The following is a 16,095-nucleotide window of genomic DNA, read 5'->3' as shown; positions in this document are numbered from 1 at the left end:
CCCTGTACTCATGCCCGCAGCCAGCTTCGATCACCCGATCGAGACTCCCGTTCGACGCACACACCTCAAGATCGGAACGACAACAGCTACTTAGAGGTCGCGCAGATAGGTGCTCTGGGGGCCTCGGCGGCCCCGCACGGCTGAGCGTGGACACCGTCCGCTTCGGCCGGATCGACACCCCACTCCTGCACTCGCGGCCGGGGCTGGGCTCCGACGACGCGATCACCGCCGCCGGGTCGACCGCTCCTTTCGGCTGCTTCGGCACCGCCGAGGAAGCCGCCGCCTCGGCCCTTTACAACGGAGCGTCCGTCTGCTCGCATGCCGGGGTCGAGAAGGCGGCGAACGCAGCGTCCAGCAGTTTGCCGAGGTCCTCCTGGCCGTCGCTCGCACTCCATTGCCCGAGGACGATCCACAAGATTTCGAGCGCCGCCGCTACGCGAACGTTGGCGATGACCGATGACCCGTCGGTCGGGGAGGTTGTCTTCTGCAGTCGGGCGACGATCTCTGGTCGCCATTCAGCCTGCTTCTCGCGGAGGCGTGCGCACAGGGCTGGGGTCTGCTCGATGAGGCCGAGGATCGTCACGAGTTCCTGGACGTCGCGCACGAGGAACCTCACGGCTGACTCCAGGGCGTTGCGCAGCCTGCTCCAGTCGTCCTGGTTGGCCCGCTCGGTATCGAGCGCGTCAGTGATGACGTCACCGACAGGGTCGAAGACGAACAGGACCACATCTTCCTTGGTGCCGAAGTAGCGCAGGAAGGTGCTCCGCGACACTCCGGCGGCTTCGGAGAGGTCGGTGAAGGTGACCTGGTTGAAGCCGGTGAGGCAGAACCGGTTGAACGCGACGCGGGCCAGCTCTGCTCGCACCGCGTGGCGGCTGATCTCACGGGTACCGACTGGCGCTGCGCTCATGGGGACGAGTGTACTCCGACACACTCGTTTGCTTTTTCGGATACAGGTTTCTAAGTTGACACTCAGTGTCAGTCGCGATGCTGAGATTCGCGACACTGTCCCCAGCCGACGGCCCGGTCACGGGCCGTCCCTTACCGCGACATGGAGCCACCTCATGAGCTACGAAGACCTTCCCGCCCTGACGATCGACGTCTCGGACGGGGTCGCGACGGTGACAATCGATCACCCGCCGCTCAATCTGATGGACGCGGTCCTCCTGCCGTCACTCCGGGCATTCGTCGCACGTGTGCGGGACGACGCCGACGTCCGCGTCATTGTCTTCGAGAGCGCTGACCCGGAGTTCTTCATTGCGCACGGTGACATGGCCTACCTCACCGACCCTGACGCGCTGCCTGCAGCCACTCGCGCTGCGATCGCGGCCGCGCCGGGCTCGACCGTCCCGGAAGGCCTGAACATCCTCCAGGCGATGAGCGAGGAGGTCCGCTCGCTGCCGCAGGTCACCATCGGCAAGCTGGCGGGCTTCGCGCGCGGCGCGGGCAACGAGTTCTTCATGTACCTGGACATGCGATTCGCGGCGATCGGCAAGTCGGGGCAGGGGCAGCCGGAGTCCTTGATGGGGATCCTCCCCGGAGGCGGCGGCACGGTGAACATGACGCGCCTGGCAGGAAGGGCCCGAGCGCTGGAGCTCATCCTCGGCGCCGAACTCGTGGGCGCGGAGCTCGCGGAACGGTATGGCCTGATCAACCGTGCCCTGCCCGCCGCAGAACTCGATTCCTTCGTCGACACCCTCGCCCGACGGATCGCCGGCCTCCGGCCGGAGGTGATCTCCATCACGAAGGCTGCGGTCGACGCGGTCGCGCAGCCGATTCCGCGTGCGGCGTACGCCGTTGAGAACGAGGGCCTGTTCGCGGCGTTCGGCGATGAGGTCACCGAGCTCGCCCACAAGCTGCTCGCCGCTGGTATCCAGACCCGCGAGGGCGAACGGGACCACGAGCGCATCGCCAACAGCATCTGAGTGCCCAAGCCCTCGCCATCCGTGCGCAGAGGCTCCATGGGAAGAATTCCTCAGCCATTGCCGGCACGCGCGTTGTCGAGTGGTCAGGTCGACCACCCTGGTTCGCCGGGCCTGTCGGGAACACGAGACTGAAGCGCCGGAAACGGCGGGCAGGGGAGTGGATGGCGCACGTAGCCGTAAGCTTGACAACGCTGTTCGACCGCGCGGACAGGCGCGGTTGGGAAGGTAGGTAGCCGAGCGGGCACAGGTCCCGCTGATCATGGAGTTGCTGACGCTCTGTGATCACCGCGGAGACCCGTGCCTGCGCTTCCCGTCATGGCTGACCGAGTCGCTCTGGGACCAATTCGCGGTCCTGCTGCCCGAGCGGCCGGAATACCACCCGGACCATCCACTTGGCTGCCACCGCCGACGCATCAGCGACCGGATCATCTTCGACAAGATGCTGCAACTGCTCCGCTTCGGCTGTTCTTACGAGGCGATCGCCGACACAACCTGCTCGGCCACCACGATCCGCAGCCGCCGCGACCAAGGGATACGACTGGGCGTCTTCGCCCGACTCAAGCAGATCGCGCTCGACGCCTACGACCGGATCGTCGGTCTCGTCCTCGACCAGATCGCCACGAAGAGCAACGAAATCCCCGCCTTTGCCCCGCTGCTCGGGTCACTCGAATTGCGTGGTCACGTCATCACCGCCGACGCGCTGCACACCCAGACCGGCCACGCCGAGCAGATCACCGCCCAGGGCGCCCACTACATCCTGGTCGTCAAGGGCAACCAGAAGAAACTCCGCCGTCAGCTACGGCACCTGCCCTGGCGCGAGGTCCCGTTCCAGCACCGCACCCGCGACCAGCGACACGGACGCCGCGAGATCCGCCGGCTCAAGGTCTGCACCGTCCAGCCCGGACTGCTCTTCCCCCACGCCGTCCAGGCCATCGAGGTCAAGCAGCGCCGCACCAACCGCAGGACCGGCAAGACCACCATCAAGACGATCTACGCGGTCACCAGCCTCACCCCGGACCAGGTCACCGCATCCCAGCTCGCCGAACTGATCCGTGGGCATTGGCAGGTGGAAGCCCTGCACCACGTGCGGGACGTGACCTTCGCCGAAGATGCCTCCAGCGTCCACACCGGCACCGCACCCCGCGCCATGGCGACCCTCCGCAACCGCGCCATCGGCCTCATCCGCCAGGCCGGATGGACGAACATCGCCGCCGCCACCGACCACTACCGGTCACGAACCGACCACGCACTCCAACTACTCGATCTTGAAATCTGAGAACGCATCAGCCCTGCCCCAGGGGAAGATCCCGCTGCCGACGGGCCAGCGGCCGACGGGCTCCGGGAAATTCCTGGCGGCGGGCATCTCGGCGGCCGTCGAGATCCTGTTCCTGGCATGGGCGGCCTTCCGGGGAACCACGGACCGACTGGCCTCGAAAACGACGGACAAGCCCGAACGGACGCAGGAGCCCGAAGACTCACCGGCCTGACGTGTCCGCAGCCCGGGACGCCGGTGCAGTATCAGGATCCCGTAGGTCTGCTCGTTTCCACCGCTTCGGTTGCGGCAGGAATCCCCGGTGCCCGGGGTCGCGTTCGACGATCTCGACGTCGATGCCCAGGCCGGCGCCGTGGTCGACGACCTGGTTCTTGAAGCCCTGGTCGACCAGGGCTTTGCGGACGGTGCCGCCGGTGTGCTCGGCGACCTGGTCCAGCAAGACGATGCCCGCAGTGGTGTCGTGAACGTTCGCGGTGAGGACGACGACCGCGATGACCAGGCCGGGGACATCCACGGCCAGGCCGCGCTTGCGGCCGTGATGGCGAACTGCCGTCGCGACAAGTCGAGAAGACTCATCACTGATTTCCTTCCGAGAGGACCGTCCTCAGGCGTCGACGACGGGGGTGGCGGACGCCGTGGCCCGGGAGAAGCGCGGGAGGGCGGCCGCGCCGACCGCGAGCAGGGCGACGATGCCCATCTGCACGTACTCGACGCCGGCGAAGGCGTGCTGGACGCCGTGCGGCGCCAGGGTCAGATAGAGGGTGCCGAGTGTGGCCACGCCGAGGGCCAGGCCGCTCTGCTGCAGGGTGATCAGCACGCCGCTGCCGATGCCACCGAGGTGGGTGGGGACGTCGGCGAGGACGCTGCGGAACAGACCGGCGAACAGCATTGACTGACCGGCGCCGACGAGGGCGAGCGGCAGTGCCATGGCCCACAGGCCGACGTGCGGCCACTTCACCAGCAGGACCGTCACCAGTGAGGCCAGCCCGGCGAGTTGGACGACGGCGCCGGCGGACAGCGCGGCCCTGCCGAACCGGGTGAGCAGACGCGGGGCGAGCAGGGAACCGGCGAAGAACAGCAGGGCCATCGGCAGGATGGCCAGGCCGCCGTGCAGGGCGTCGGCGTGCAGGCCGTTCTGGACGGTGAGGGCGAAGACGAACATGAACGCGCCGAAGCCGATGCTGAAGGCGAACACCATCGTCAGGCCGCGGGACATCGACGGCAGGCGCAGCAGCGACGGCGGCAGCAGCGGGACCTCGCCGCGCCGCTCGGCGCGCTTCTCCACGACGTAGGTGGCCGCGCCGAGGACGACCGCGACGGCGATCAGCAGCCAGGTCCACCACGGCCAGCTCAGCGAGTGGCCCTCGGTCAGCGGGACCAGCAGGGCAGTCAGGGTGGCGGCGAACAGCACGGTGCCGGGCAGGTCGATGCCGACCGGGTGGTGCGAGCGGGTGTCGGGCACGACCCGCGCCGCCACACACAGCACCACCACGCCGATGGGCACGTTGACCAGGAAGATGGGCCGCCAGGAGGTGCCGGCGATGTCCGCACTGACCAACAGGCCGCCCACCAGCTGTCCCACGACGGCGGCGATACCGGAGGTCGCCCCGTACAGGGCCACCGCACGTGCCTTGCGCTCCCCTTCGAGGGCATGGTGGAAGGTCGCCAGCACCTGCGGGATCAGCAGGGCGGCGGTGGCGCCCTGGACGACGCGGGCCCCGATCAGGGCGCCCACACCCGGGGCGAGGCCACAGGCCAGGGACGCCAGCACGAAGCCTACGAGCGCGCCGAGGAAGATCCGGCGGCGGCCGTAGCGGTCCCCCAGCCGGCCGCCGAGGACCAGCAGGGCCGCGTACGCGACGCCGTACCCGGCGATCACCAGCTCCAGCGACGACGCCGAGGCGTGCAGCGAGGCGTCGATGCTGGGCAGCGCCACGTTGGTGATGAAGAAGTCCATGATCGGCAGGAAGGCGCCTGTGAGCAGGATGAACACCCCGACCGGGTGCAGGCCGCCGGCACGGGCCGCCTCACGGGGCGACAGTGTCGCCGTGGCGGCGCGCCGGGAGGAAGTGGTTGTCGTCATGACAGCTCCAGAGAGCAATGAGATTATGGACTCATAACTATGAGACCATAAGGAGTATGGCCTCATAACCACTTACGGGCAAGCCCGTACCCTGGAGCCGTGACGGAGGACCAGACGCATCAGACGAGCCCGACGGCCGGAACGGACGAGGACCGGAGGTGGGCCGAGCTCGCCGACCTCGTGCTGATCATCAGCCGGGAGATCCAGTTCCGCGGCTACACCGACGAACGGGCCATCCCCCTGTCGCCGTCCGAAGGCATGGTGATGCGCCACCTCCAGCACGACCACGCCGCGCCGCCCAGCCGCATCGCCGCCGCCACCGGGCTGCAGCGCACCAACCTCTCCACCGTCCTGGGCGGACTGGAGCGCAAGGGCCTCGTCGAACGACGCGCCGACCCCGGCGACGGCCGCGGGGTGACCGTCCACACCACGGAACACGGACGCGCCAACTACGCCCTCGTCCGCCGGGAATGGGCCGCGGCCGTCTCCGCCGCGGCCGACCACGACACCACCCACCTCGACGCGGCCCTCACCCTGCTCTCCGCCATGGAAGCGGGACTGACCAGCACACGGCCACGGACCCGCGCCACCCGTCCGGCGGCACAGTCACACCCCTGACGGTCCGCTGGATCAGTCGACCACCTCGGCACACGCCCTGTCCCTCGCCGGGCAGCCGCACGGCGACCTGGCCGGTCAGGATCTGGCATCGATGCCACGCTGGTCACCTGCCGCTCCGAGACGGAGCACCCCGCGCAGTCTCTCCTGGCGAGTCAGCTGCTGCCCGGCCGCCCTGGGCTCAGATGCCGGTGCTTGGAGATCACGAGGGAGCGTTTCACTGCCACTCAAGCCCCGCCTCGGCAAACCGCGGTCTGCACCGGAGGCTCAGGCTGCCTTGTCGACCCATGTGACCTTGAGGATCTTGCATGCCCACGCAGTTCATGAACGCCCAGCAGACCGCCGAGTATCTGAACATGTCGATCACCTGGGTGTACCGAGATGCACCCAAACTCGGACTCATCCCCTGCAAGTTCGGAAACGGCCGCAGCGCCAAGCTGCAGTTCAAGATCGCCGACGTGCACACCTGGGCTCGGCAGCAGAAGCTCGGCTGAGGCACGCCACGCTCGATTCCTGGCCGCCGCCGCGGCCAGGAATCACCCCTCGCGTCGGGCCGTGAGTGCCATGTCCACCTTGCCCGACGCCTTGATCCGCTTCCACTGGTCGTCCGTCCCCCAATACGGATGTGGTTTGCGCGTATCGGTCGACTGACGCAACAGGTAGCCGCCAAACGTGCCGTACTTCTCGACGTACCACTCGATCGTCTTCCTGATGCGAGCGGGTAGGGGAACGTCGCGGTACTCCCCCGCCTTCCTGTGCTTGAGCGGCCCGTACCGGCGCGTCGACTGCACAACCTGCTCGGTGACCCGATACACGTCATCGGCCACAATGTTGTTCAGGTTCACCGCGTACGCCTCGCCGTTCCGCAGACCACACCCGCTCATCAAGTCGACGACCAGCATGAAAGCGTCGTCACCTGCAGTTCGTATCGCGCGAAGCTGTTCGAGGAACGGGATCACCGCCCGAGCCGGGTCATACTGTGGCGGCTTGACGCCATCTAGCGGGTTGTCGCTGTAGTCGAAGTGCCGTACAGACGAGGCAGCCAAGTGCCGCTGGCCGACCTTCCACTCCTCGACGTACTCCTCGAACCGCATCCTCCCGTACTTCTGGATCCGCTCCGCCTTCGATTGGGACTGTGGCGCGGCCTTCTTCTGGTTGTAGACCTCCGTCAAACGCGCGATCGCCTTGTCCTGTGCCCCGAAACCGGACTCCTCCGTCTGCTTGCCCGCCGCGCTGCGGTACCGGATCTTGTACTCGTGCGGGCACTTCGACCAACGGGACTCAGGGTGCTCGCAGTCCTTGAAGAAGGTGCCCATGCCGCGGGCGAGCGTGCGTGCTGCCATGTGGTGCTGACTCCTCGGCGTCCGATGCTGACCTTTTGCTGACGTCCGAGGGTCTTCGATGCCCCTGACCTGGGAGGAACCGCCGAATCCGTGGTATGTGGTGGAACTTCGTCGCCCGTACCCAGCAGGAGATCGAACAGGCCCGCGAGGACTGGGCCAAGGGCACCCGCTTCGGCGAGGTGAAGGGCTACGACGGGGCCCCGCTGCGAGCGCCCGCGATGCCCGCGACGCCGCTCAAACCGCACGGAAGGACGCGCTGACCTGCAACAAGGCGGGCCGCCGGGCCGGGAAGCACCGGACCGTCCTTGCGGCCCGCCCCATGTGAAGGGGATTGAGCGTGCCGGCTGAAAGGTTCACCGAAGGTGCGCTTCTCGTGCCGCTCTCCGTCGAAGTCGGGCGGCCGTCCGCTGTCCGATCCCTTTCGCCGACGGACGGCCTGGTCGGAGACCTCGCCCGGGAGCGTCCGATGGCTACTGAGCCGCCGCATGGGCTCCGTCCGGGAGCACCAGCCGACAGGTGTCCCCGGGCTCCACGCGGACCGCGCGGTCCGGCAGCCGGATGTCGATCGACGAACGGTCCGAGGCGGGCACGAGCATCTCCAGCCGCCCTCGCTCCAGCCGCAGTCGTACGCCCCCAGTGTCCCCGGTAGCGAAGCGACACCGCGTACGACGACAGCTCGGGCAACGGCACAGGATCGAACCAGAGGGCTCCTTCGCGGGTCTCCAGTCCCGTCAGTCCGCGCTGGGCGAGGTCGAGGCTGCCCGCCATTGCACCCAGGTGGATCCCTTCTCCGGTGGTGCCGCCCTGCAGGTCGGCGATGTCGCCGCGCAGGGCCTCCTGAACGAAGGTCCACGCGTTCGCGCGCCGGGCACGGGCCAGGACCCAGCCGTGGACCAGACCGCTGAGGGTGGAGCCGTGGCTGGTACGGCGCAGGTAGTAGTCGACCGTGCGTGCCCAGACCTCGTCGTCAGGCGTGTAGCCCAACCGCTCGAAGAGTGAACGGAGTTCGGTCGGCGAGAAGAGGTATCCGAGCATCAGGACGTCGGCCTGTTTCGACGCCTTGTAGCGGTTCACGGTGTCGCCTTCGGCCTCCAGGATCCGGTCGAGGCGGCGGATGTCGTCGTAGCGTTCGCGGTAGCCGACCCAGTCGAGTTCGGCGAGGTCACCGTAGCCCTCGAACTGGCTGATGACGCCGTCGTGGAAGGGAACGTGCAGGGTGCGCGACACCTCCTCCCAGCGGTTGAGCTCGCCACGGTCCAGACCGGTATGGTCGGCGAGTTCGCGGCTGCGCGGCCCGGGCAGCACGTGCAGCAGTTCCAGGGTGCGGGTGAGCACCCAGGCGGCGGTGATGTTGGTGTACGCGTTGTCGTCGAGACCGGGTTCCGGTGCGTCCGGGTAGGCGTCGTGGTATTCGTCGGGCCCGACCACTCCGAGGATGCGATGGCGGCCGAGTCGGTCGTCCCAGGTGGCCGAGTCCGCCCAGAAGCGGGCGATCTGCAGGAGTATCTCGGCACCCTCGGTGTCGCGGAAGCCGGTGTCGCCGCTCGCCTCGCAGTACTGCCACACGTTGTACGCGACCGCCGAGCCGACATGCCGCTGGAGCCGGGAGTGGTCCGGGAGCCAGTGCCCCGAGCGGGGGTTGAGGTGCAGTTCCTGGGACTCCTCCCGGCCGTCGCTACCGCTCTGCCAGGGGTACAGCGCACCGCGTCGCCCGATCGCCCGGGCGGCCGCGCAGGCCTGATCCAGACGCCGGTACCGGTAGCGGAGCAGCGCACGGGAGACTTCCGGGAGGTGCAGGTTGAGGAAGGGCAGTACGAACAGCTCGTCCCAGAAGACGTGCCCTCGGTACGCCTCCCCGTGCAGTCCCCGGGCCGGCACTCCCACGTCCAGGTCCGCGGTGTGCGGAGACAGGGTCTGCAGCACGTGGAAGAGGTGCAGCCGCAGAATCTGTCCGGCCAGGCCCGGGACATCCAACTCGGCTCGCCGCCAGAGGTGTTCCCACGCCCTCCGGTGCGATCCGAGGAGAGCGTCGAAGCCGGGAGCGGCGCCGACACGGTGGACGGCGGCCTGCAGCGGGTCACCGATCGCGGGGTCGCGCGAGGTGTGGACGGCCGCGATCTTGTCCACGACGACGGTACGTCCGGGTGTGAGCCGGAGCAGGAGGCGCTGCACGGCTCGAAGCGGCGCGGGGGTTGCCTCGGTGATCCGCACGTCGGCCACCAGCCGGGCCGCCATGCCGATGCGGATGCCGGAGGTGCTGGTGCGGCAGCGCAACCACACCGTGTCCGGGGCGGCCACTCCGCCCTGCACGTGGGTCAGATGGCAGCCGTCCAGGTCACGGTAGCGCGGCACCCCGGCGTTGGTGACGCTCCCGTCGAGGGCAGCCTCGACCTCCAACTCCCCGGCGTAGCCCTCGGCGGTGAACTCGGTGCGCAGGACGGCCAGATGGGGATCGGCCATGTGCACGAGGCGTTGCTGACGGACGCGCAGCGCTCCACCGTCGCTGAGCGCGAAGCGGGTCCGGCGCTCCAGGAGGCCGGTGGCGAGGTGCAGGACCTGGCAGTGGTGGAGCACTGTCGAGGTGTCCGGTGTGAACCAGTCGCCGCCGGGCAGCCGGAACCGGAGCGGCAGCCAGTTCGGCAGGTTGACCATGTCCTCGTTCTCGACCCGGTGTCCCGCCACGTCCGAGGCGAGCCGGTTGTAGCAGCCGGCCGCGTAGGTCCCGGGGTAGTGCACGTCGTCGGCGGTGCACTCGGGCAGGGCGCCGCGGGTGGCGAAGTAGCCGTTGCCCAGCGTGCACAGCGACTCCCGCAGCCGCTCGTCGGCGGGCAGGTATCCGTCGTACTCCCACGTCCAGCCACTCACTTCGGCTCCCTCCGTGCAAGTCGCCGACGTGGAGGGCGGGCGGACCGCTCGACCAGGGCCGTACCCCGCTGTACAGGAGCAATCGTGTAATGAGGCTGAACGGCCATGGGGCACTCCCCTCCGCTGCGAGAATCGACTGAGCGGCTCGCCCGCGACAGCGTCTGTGGACGAGTGCAACGATCACTCCGTCTGCGGCACGACCGCCACCGGGCATTCCGCATGGTGGAGCAGCGTGTGGGCCACCCGGCCGAGTTGAAGACCGACATGCCCGTGTCGACGCCTCTCTCCTACGACCACCAGGTCGGCGGCGGCCGAACGGTGCACGAGGATCCGGTGGGCCGGTCCCTCGGCCGTCACACTGCGGACCTTGACCTTCGGATGGGCGGACCGGGCTTCGCCGAGCAGCGTATCGAGCAGCGCCGACGCCTTTCCCTCGTGCTGGCGGGCGACCTCCGCGAGCGCCACCTGGTTGCCGACCTCGTGGGCGGGGCAGCGCCAGGCCCGGACCGCGTCCAGAGCACAGTTGCGGACCTCGGCCTCACGGAAGGCGAACCGTGCGGCCGCAACGCCGGAGACGGGCTCCCCCGCACCCAGCAGGATCCGTTCGTGACCGCCGGCCAAGCCCGCCTTGTCGCCCCGCACCACGATCACCGGGCAGTGCGCTCGGGCCGCCACCGCCAGGCCGACCGACCCGAGGAGCAGCCCAGTCAGCTCGCCCCGGCCTCGCGACCCGGTCACCAGGGCATGCGCGCCGTCGCCCGCGCTCAGGAGGGCGCGCACCGGGTCGTCGAGGAGGACATCGGCGGTGACCTTCACATCCGGGCTGCGCAGTGCCGCGCGCTCCGCCGCGGAGGCGACGATGTGTTCGGCCAGCACGCGTTCCGAGGGACGTTTCCCGCTGTCCGAGGGCACTCCGGCCTCGTAGCGCTCCCAGAGGGAGGCATACACCAGCCGCAGCGGAATGTCGTGGCGGGCGGCCTCGTCCACCGCCCAGTCGACCGCGAGCAGGCTCCCGTCGGATCCGTCGACACCTACGACCAGGGGAAGGGTCATCGTCCCCACCGCCTCTCGTCGGACTGCCACGTCGTGCAGCAGGAGGCTCCGATTTCACCGTGACACGTTCCGGCAACGGGCAGGAGGGGCCACTCGGCCCGTTCGCGTACCCGGTCAGCCCCTGTCGGCGCGGAACCTCGCGCCGGAGGCTGAGGGCCGGGCCGGCCGGAAGGGCGGGCTCGCGATACGACCCGTCTTCGCACGGGTCATGGCCCTGAAGGAGGCCCGGACATGAAGCCCACGAAGGTCGGCGCCGTCATGGTCAGCGACGTCGTCACGGCCGGGTACGGCACACCGTTCAAGGAGTTGGTGCGGCTCCTGGAGGAGCACCGCATCAGCGGCCTTCCCGTGGTCGACGAGGACGACAAGGTGATCGGTGTGGTCTCCGAGACCGACCTCATGCTGCACCAGACGCGCGATCCCGAGCGCGACCGCAGGCATCCGATGGGCCACGGCGCCCGGCGCGAGGCTGTCAAGAGCAATGCCGGCGCCGCGGGCGGTGTCATGTCGGTGCCCGCCGTCACCATCCGCTCCGATGCCACGGTCACCGAGGCGGCCCGGCTGATGGCCGGGCACCGTGTCGAACGCCTGCCCGTGGTGGACGAGCACGACCAGCTGATCGGCATTGTCACCCGCGGCGACCTGCTTCAGGTCTTCCTGCGTTCCGACGACGAGATCGTCCGGGAGGTCCGGCAGGAGGTCCTCGGCAACACGCTCTGGCTGGCCCCGCACACCATCGAGGTCACAGCACACAACGGTGTGGTCACCCTCACCGGTCAGCTGGAACGGCGCAGCGAGATACCCGTCGCGGTCGGCATGACACGTCGGCTGGACGGTGTGGTGGATGTCGTCGACCACCTCACCTACCGGATCGACGACAAGCACCTGCGGCCGACCGAGCAGAAGCTCCACGGCGTGGCCGACGGCTGGCTCCGCCGGCTCTGACTTTGGGAACGAACAAGGGTCCGGCGCCCCCCACGGGGGGCGCCGGACCCTTGTCCAGCAGTGCACCGAAGTCCGATGGTCGGACGGCGCCGGCCGGTGCGGTACTCGCGGGGCCGCCGGTCCGTGCCGCCGACGGTCGCGCAGCCGGGCGGTGAGCGCTTCGAACGCCGTGGTGAACACCGCGGTGAGGATCGCCGTCATCGCCAGCACCAACAGGACGGAGAAATGCTCCCAGAACTCCGGTATGAGGCTCGTGCCCACTGCCATCGCCCTCCCTGATCGGGGTCGTCCCCTCACTCACAGCCAACTGCACCGCCGGTCGGGAGGCATGAGCCGGACGGTCCGGACCACGGCCCGGACCGTCCCTGCCTCAGGGGCCGCAGGGCCCTGGTCCGCCAGGCCCGGGCGCAGGACCGGACCCGCGCCGTCGGCGTACGTGTCTCCAGGGTGCGCGGGCGGGCGGGCAGCTCCTTGGACCGAAGGGTCCGGTGGGGGTGAACGGTCCTTCACGTGGAAGGCCCGCACACGAGTGCGGAGGACCCATACATGAGGCCGAACGACCCCTTGCCAGGTCCGGGCGGCCCGTGGCGGCCGGCCCCGCCCGCACACACCCTGGGATCAGGGACCCCTCGGCCCCGTCCGTCCTTCCGAGGAGGAGACCATGCCCGGCAAACCGCACACCGTGAGCGATGTGATGACCCGCACCGTCGCCGCGATCGGCCGCGACGCCCCGTTCAAGGATGTCGTCACCCTGATGGAGGAGCGGAAGGTGAGCGCCCTGCCCGTGCTGGAAGGCGGGGGCCGGGTGATCGGTGTCGTGTCCGAAGCCGATCTGCTCCCGAAGGAGGAGTTCCGGGACAGCGACCCGGACCGGTTCGTCCAGCGGCAGCGCCTCGACGACCTGGCGAAGGCCGGCGCGGTGACCGCCGAGGAGCTGATGAGCACGCCCGCCGTGACCGTGCATGCGAGCGCCACGCTCGCGCAGGCGGCGCGCGCCATGGCCCGGCACACGGTCAAGCGGCTGCCCGTCGTCGACGCCGAGGGCATGCTCGAAGGCGTCGTCAGCCGCTCCGACCTGCTCAAGGTCTTCCTGCGCGGCGACGAAGAACTCGCCGAGGAGGTACGGCACGAGGTCGTGGACCGTCTCTTCCCGCTCTCCGCCGACCACATCCAGGTCGAGGTCACCGAAGGCGTGGTCACCCTCACCGGGTGGGTGGACGACGACAGCGTGGCCGGGGTGGCACAGCGGCTGGCCGGTGCCGTCGAGGGCGTGGTCGACGTCCGCTGCTGCCTGGTCCCGGTGTCCGCGCGGAGCGACCCGTGATGACGGGTCCGGGCACGCGACAGCACCACCGAGCCGCGCCCGTGGACGGGCCGGGAACGGCGATGTGCGCGGCCGGTGGTCACCGGCCGCGCACACCTGATGTGGGATCGGCTGCCTCCCCCTGAGGGTCAGCCGGTCCGCACCGGAATGGTCCTGGTTCCCGTCTTCTCCTCCGGGACCGGGACCGGGACCGTGACGGTCAGCACGCCGTCCTTGTACTCCGCGGCCGCCTCGTCGCCCTTCGCTCCGGCGGGCAGCCGGACGGACCGGGCGAAGGTGCCGTAGCGGAACTCGGTACGGTGCTTCTCCCTGGTCTCCTCGGTGCGCTCGGCCCGCAGGGTGAGCACACCCTCCGTGACGGTGATCTCCACGTCCTCGGTGGGGTCGACGCCCGGAAGCTCGGCCCGCAGAACATAGGTTCCGTCCTTCAGTTCCTCCTCCACGCGGATGCCGTGCAGACCCGGAACCCCGTGCAGACCGGGGAAGCCGGACTCGGCCCAGCCCAACAGGTCCTCGGGCAGCACCGGCCAGCCGCGCAGCCGCTCGATCATGCCGCTCATGCGCTTCCTCCTTTCGGATTCTCATCTCCAGCCTCCCGCACGGGTGTTGGAACAGCCGTGGGCCGACCGGCCCTGTCCTGGCTCCGGTCGGCCCTCTCCTGCGGTCATCCCTTGCCACCACTGAGGTTCCGCCACTGGGGCCCGATCTGTCGCCATTCCGCATCCCACTCGGTGAGGCGGCGGCGCATCAGCCGACTGCGCAGGATCCATCCGGCGCCCCACGCCGCGGTGCCGGCGAGCGGCGCCACGAGGGCCGCGGTCGCCACCGCGTCCAGATCCGCCTCACCTCGGCTCGTCGGTGGACCGACCACCCGGCCACTGTGATCCACCCATACCTGAAGCCGACTTCCGGTGGTGGCTGTGGGGACAGCCTTGGCCATGCCGGTGTGGGCGGAGCCGTCCGCGTCGGTCCAGCGCACCGTGACCCACACCTTGCCCACGTCGTAACCGGCCACGACGGGCGTGCCGTTCACCGCGTTCTCGGTCAGTTCGGCGGGCACCATGTGGAGAGCGGCACGCCGCTCGGCGAACGTGTGGTCTACTGCCGCCCCGGCCGCTCCTCCGGCGAGCAGCCCGCCGAGGAGGGCCACGGTCCAAACGGCGAGCACGATCCAGGCTTCGACCACGTCGCTGTGGCGGCGTAGCGGATTGCGGCGCCAGCGCCAGAACGGTCCGCCGGTCGCGCGTGCAGGACTCGTGCCGGTCATGGTCCAGCACCTTCTTCCGGGATCCGGGACGTACAGCCTCGGTCCGGCGGGACGCGCTCGGCATCGGGAAGATCGGGGTCCAGGTCCGGGCGGCGGCGCGGGCCGGCGAGAGCGCACTCCACGTCGACCACCCCGTCAACGCTCCGCGCCCATCCCACCGCGACCGGAACGAGCGTGGTGTCCGTGACCCGGCCGGTGAGGGTGACGACGCCGTCGCAGACCCGCACGCGCACCGGTTCGGCGGAGTCCGGGAAGAGGTGCGGGACGATCTCGCGCCGGATCTCCTCGGCGATGTCCTCGTCGTCCCGCAGGAACACCTTCAGCAGGTCGGCCCGGCTCACGACCCCCCGCAACAGGCCGTCCGCGTCGACCACCGGAAGCCGCTTGACGCCGTGCCGGGCCATCGTGCGCGCGGCCTCCGGCAGTGTGGCTTCGGGGCGGACGGTGACGGCCGGACAGGTCATCAGCGCCGCCGCGGTGACCGATGGGGCCCTCGCCAGGTCGAGCTCGGGCCGGATGTGGCCGTAGTCGACCGGCGCGCCGATGCAGGCCTCCTCCTTGCGCAGCAGATCCGCCTCCGAGACGACGCCGACAACACGGCCGTCGTCGTCCAGGACGGGAGCCGCACTCACCTGCCACTGCTGGAGTGCCTTCACGATGCCCTTGAAGGCGGCGCCGTGGCGCAGGGCGAGGACGGTGCGGGTCATCACGTCGTTCACGACGTGTGGAGTGCCGGTCATGGCGACCTCCAAGGTTCGGCTGCCGTGGTGCGACACCCTCAGAATCGGCCGCCGGCTCTCGGAGGGCATGGGCCGAACAGTCCCCTTCGCGGTCCCGGACTTCCCCGAGTCGGCAGGCGACGCGCTCTGCTGCTACGGCCTCACCACCGGCACCCGCCACACGAGCGTCGTGCCCCCGCCCTCGGGACCTGCGGGGCAGTCCCATTCCAGTCGGCCGCCGAGTTCCGCGGCCCGCTCCGCCATGTTGCGCAGTCCGCTGCGGCGGCCGTCGGGCGGGATGCCGACGCCGTTGTCCCGGACGGTGAGGACCAGTTCCCGGCCGTCGGTCGCCAGCACGACCTCCGTGCGGTCGGCGCGGGCGTGCCGGGCGATGTTGGTCAGGGCCTCAAAGAGGACGGCGACCGCGTGGTCGGCGATCTCCTTGGGCACGTCGGTGTCGAGCAGCCCCTCCATACGGACGCTCGGCGCGAACCCGAGGGCCGGGGCCGCCTCACCGGCCACCCGCACGGCGTGCGCCCGCAGCCCGCTGCCGGCACCGCCCTCCCGGGTCCGCAGCCCGAAGATGGCCGACCTGATGATCTTGATGGTCTCGTCCAGGTCGTCCACGGCCCGCAGCACCCGCTCGGAGGCCTCCGAATGCTCGATGAAGCGCCCGGCGCTCT

Annotated in this window: 14 protein-coding genes and 3 pseudogenes; 7 read left to right on the top strand and 10 right to left on the bottom strand. The window is 69.7% G+C overall.

From position 1 onward, the window contains the following. Window positions 1-292: 292 nt before the first annotated feature. The gene (locus tag ABT137_RS50375) at window positions 293-910 is read right to left on the bottom strand and encodes a TetR/AcrR family transcriptional regulator (protein ID WP_351720664.1); all 618 of its coding nucleotides are present in this window, start codon (window positions 908-910) and stop codon (window positions 293-295) included. 154 nt (window positions 911-1,064) lie between these two features. Between ABT137_RS50375 and ABT137_RS50370 the strand changes: the two genes are divergently transcribed. Then, window positions 1,065-1,925 carry an enoyl-CoA hydratase/isomerase family protein gene (locus ABT137_RS50370; protein ID WP_351720661.1) on the top strand — a complete coding sequence of 287 codons (861 nt, stop codon included), beginning with the start codon at window positions 1,065-1,067 and terminating at the stop codon, window positions 1,923-1,925. Window positions 1,926-2,184: 259 nt separating this feature from the next. Then, window positions 2,185-3,201, top strand: a complete 1,017-nt coding sequence (locus ABT137_RS50365) for an ISAs1 family transposase (protein WP_351720658.1) — start codon at window positions 2,185-2,187, stop codon at window positions 3,199-3,201. Window positions 3,202-3,429: 228 nt separating this feature from the next. Here the strand turns inward: ABT137_RS50365 and ABT137_RS50360 are convergent. Further along, a pseudogene (locus ABT137_RS50360) lies at window positions 3,430-3,748 on the bottom strand (transposase); the annotation flags it as partial. 54 nt (window positions 3,749-3,802) lie between these two features. Next, window positions 3,803-5,281 (bottom strand): MFS transporter, encoded by a 1,479-nt coding sequence (locus tag ABT137_RS50355; protein ID WP_351720656.1) that lies wholly within the window; start codon window positions 5,279-5,281, stop codon window positions 3,803-3,805. Between the two features lie 99 nt (window positions 5,282-5,380). Between ABT137_RS50355 and ABT137_RS50350 the strand changes: the two genes are divergently transcribed. Together ABT137_RS50350 and ABT137_RS50345 are read left to right on the top strand one after the other, a co-directional pair. Continuing rightward, window positions 5,381-5,899 carry a MarR family winged helix-turn-helix transcriptional regulator gene (locus ABT137_RS50350; protein WP_351720653.1) on the top strand — a complete coding sequence of 173 codons (519 nt, stop codon included), beginning with the start codon at window positions 5,381-5,383 and terminating at the stop codon, window positions 5,897-5,899. Between the two features lie 305 nt (window positions 5,900-6,204). After that, on the top strand, window positions 6,205-6,390 hold the full coding sequence (locus ABT137_RS50345) for a helix-turn-helix domain-containing protein (protein WP_351720651.1): 186 nt from the start codon (window positions 6,205-6,207) through the stop codon (window positions 6,388-6,390). A 42-nt stretch (window positions 6,391-6,432) separates the two neighbouring features. On the opposite strand, the gene ABT137_RS50340 is transcribed toward ABT137_RS50345, so the two are convergent. Beyond that, a complete protein-coding gene (locus ABT137_RS50340) occupies window positions 6,433-7,239 on the bottom strand; it encodes a site-specific integrase (RefSeq protein WP_351720649.1) in 807 nt (268 codons plus the stop codon). Between the two features lie 95 nt (window positions 7,240-7,334). On the opposite strand from ABT137_RS50340, the pseudogene ABT137_RS50335 reads away from it, so the two are divergent. Further along, window positions 7,335-7,499, top strand: a pseudogene (locus tag ABT137_RS50335) (pirin-like C-terminal cupin domain-containing protein); the annotation flags it as partial. Window positions 7,500-7,709: 210 nt separating this feature from the next. Here the strand turns inward: ABT137_RS50335 and ABT137_RS50330 are convergent. Together ABT137_RS50330 and ABT137_RS50325 are read right to left on the bottom strand one after the other, a co-directional pair. Continuing rightward, window positions 7,710-10,104 (bottom strand): annotated as a pseudogene (locus tag ABT137_RS50330) (glycoside hydrolase family 65 protein). A gap of 180 nt (window positions 10,105-10,284) precedes the next feature. Next, complete coding sequence (locus ABT137_RS50325) at window positions 10,285-11,157, bottom strand: universal stress protein (protein WP_351720646.1); 873 nt, start codon at window positions 11,155-11,157, stop codon at window positions 10,285-10,287. Window positions 11,158-11,388: 231 nt separating this feature from the next. Between ABT137_RS50325 and ABT137_RS50320 the strand changes: the two genes are divergently transcribed. Both ABT137_RS50320 and ABT137_RS50315 read left to right on the top strand, forming a co-directional pair. Beyond that, window positions 11,389-12,102 carry a CBS domain-containing protein gene (locus ABT137_RS50320; RefSeq protein WP_351720644.1) on the top strand — a complete coding sequence of 238 codons (714 nt, stop codon included), beginning with the start codon at window positions 11,389-11,391 and terminating at the stop codon, window positions 12,100-12,102. 661 nt (window positions 12,103-12,763) lie between these two features. Next, window positions 12,764-13,426: a CBS domain-containing protein gene (locus ABT137_RS50315; RefSeq protein ID WP_351720642.1), complete on the top strand. Its 663-nt coding sequence runs from the start codon at window positions 12,764-12,766 to the stop codon at window positions 13,424-13,426. Window positions 13,427-13,554: 128 nt separating this feature from the next. Here ABT137_RS50315 and ABT137_RS50310 read toward each other — a convergent pair whose 3' ends face one another. The 4 genes from ABT137_RS50310 to ABT137_RS50295 form a co-directional block, all read right to left on the bottom strand. After that, entirely contained in the window at window positions 13,555-13,986 is a 432-nt protein-coding gene (locus ABT137_RS50310; protein ID WP_351720639.1) for an Hsp20/alpha crystallin family protein, read from the bottom strand. Between the two features lie 104 nt (window positions 13,987-14,090). Next, window positions 14,091-14,693: an Rv1733c family protein gene (locus ABT137_RS50305; RefSeq protein ID WP_351720637.1), complete on the bottom strand. Its 603-nt coding sequence runs from the start codon at window positions 14,691-14,693 to the stop codon at window positions 14,091-14,093. Continuing rightward, window positions 14,690-15,433: a CBS domain-containing protein gene (locus ABT137_RS50300; protein ID WP_351720635.1), complete on the bottom strand. Its 744-nt coding sequence runs from the start codon at window positions 15,431-15,433 to the stop codon at window positions 14,690-14,692. The genes ABT137_RS50305 and ABT137_RS50300 overlap by 4 nt, the downstream gene beginning before the upstream one ends. Before the next feature lie 132 nt (window positions 15,434-15,565). After that, on the bottom strand, window positions 15,566-16,095 hold a 530-nt coding region (locus tag ABT137_RS50295; protein WP_351720633.1), incomplete at its 5' end, for a sensor histidine kinase.

The sequence above is a fragment of the Streptomyces sp. NPDC001980 genome, assembly GCF_040296885.1.
In the GTDB taxonomy this organism is placed as follows: Bacteria; Actinomycetota; Actinomycetes; order Streptomycetales; family Streptomycetaceae; genus Streptomyces.
Note: the sequence above shows the minus strand (reverse complement) of the source record. Positions and strands in the feature narration are given on the sequence as shown.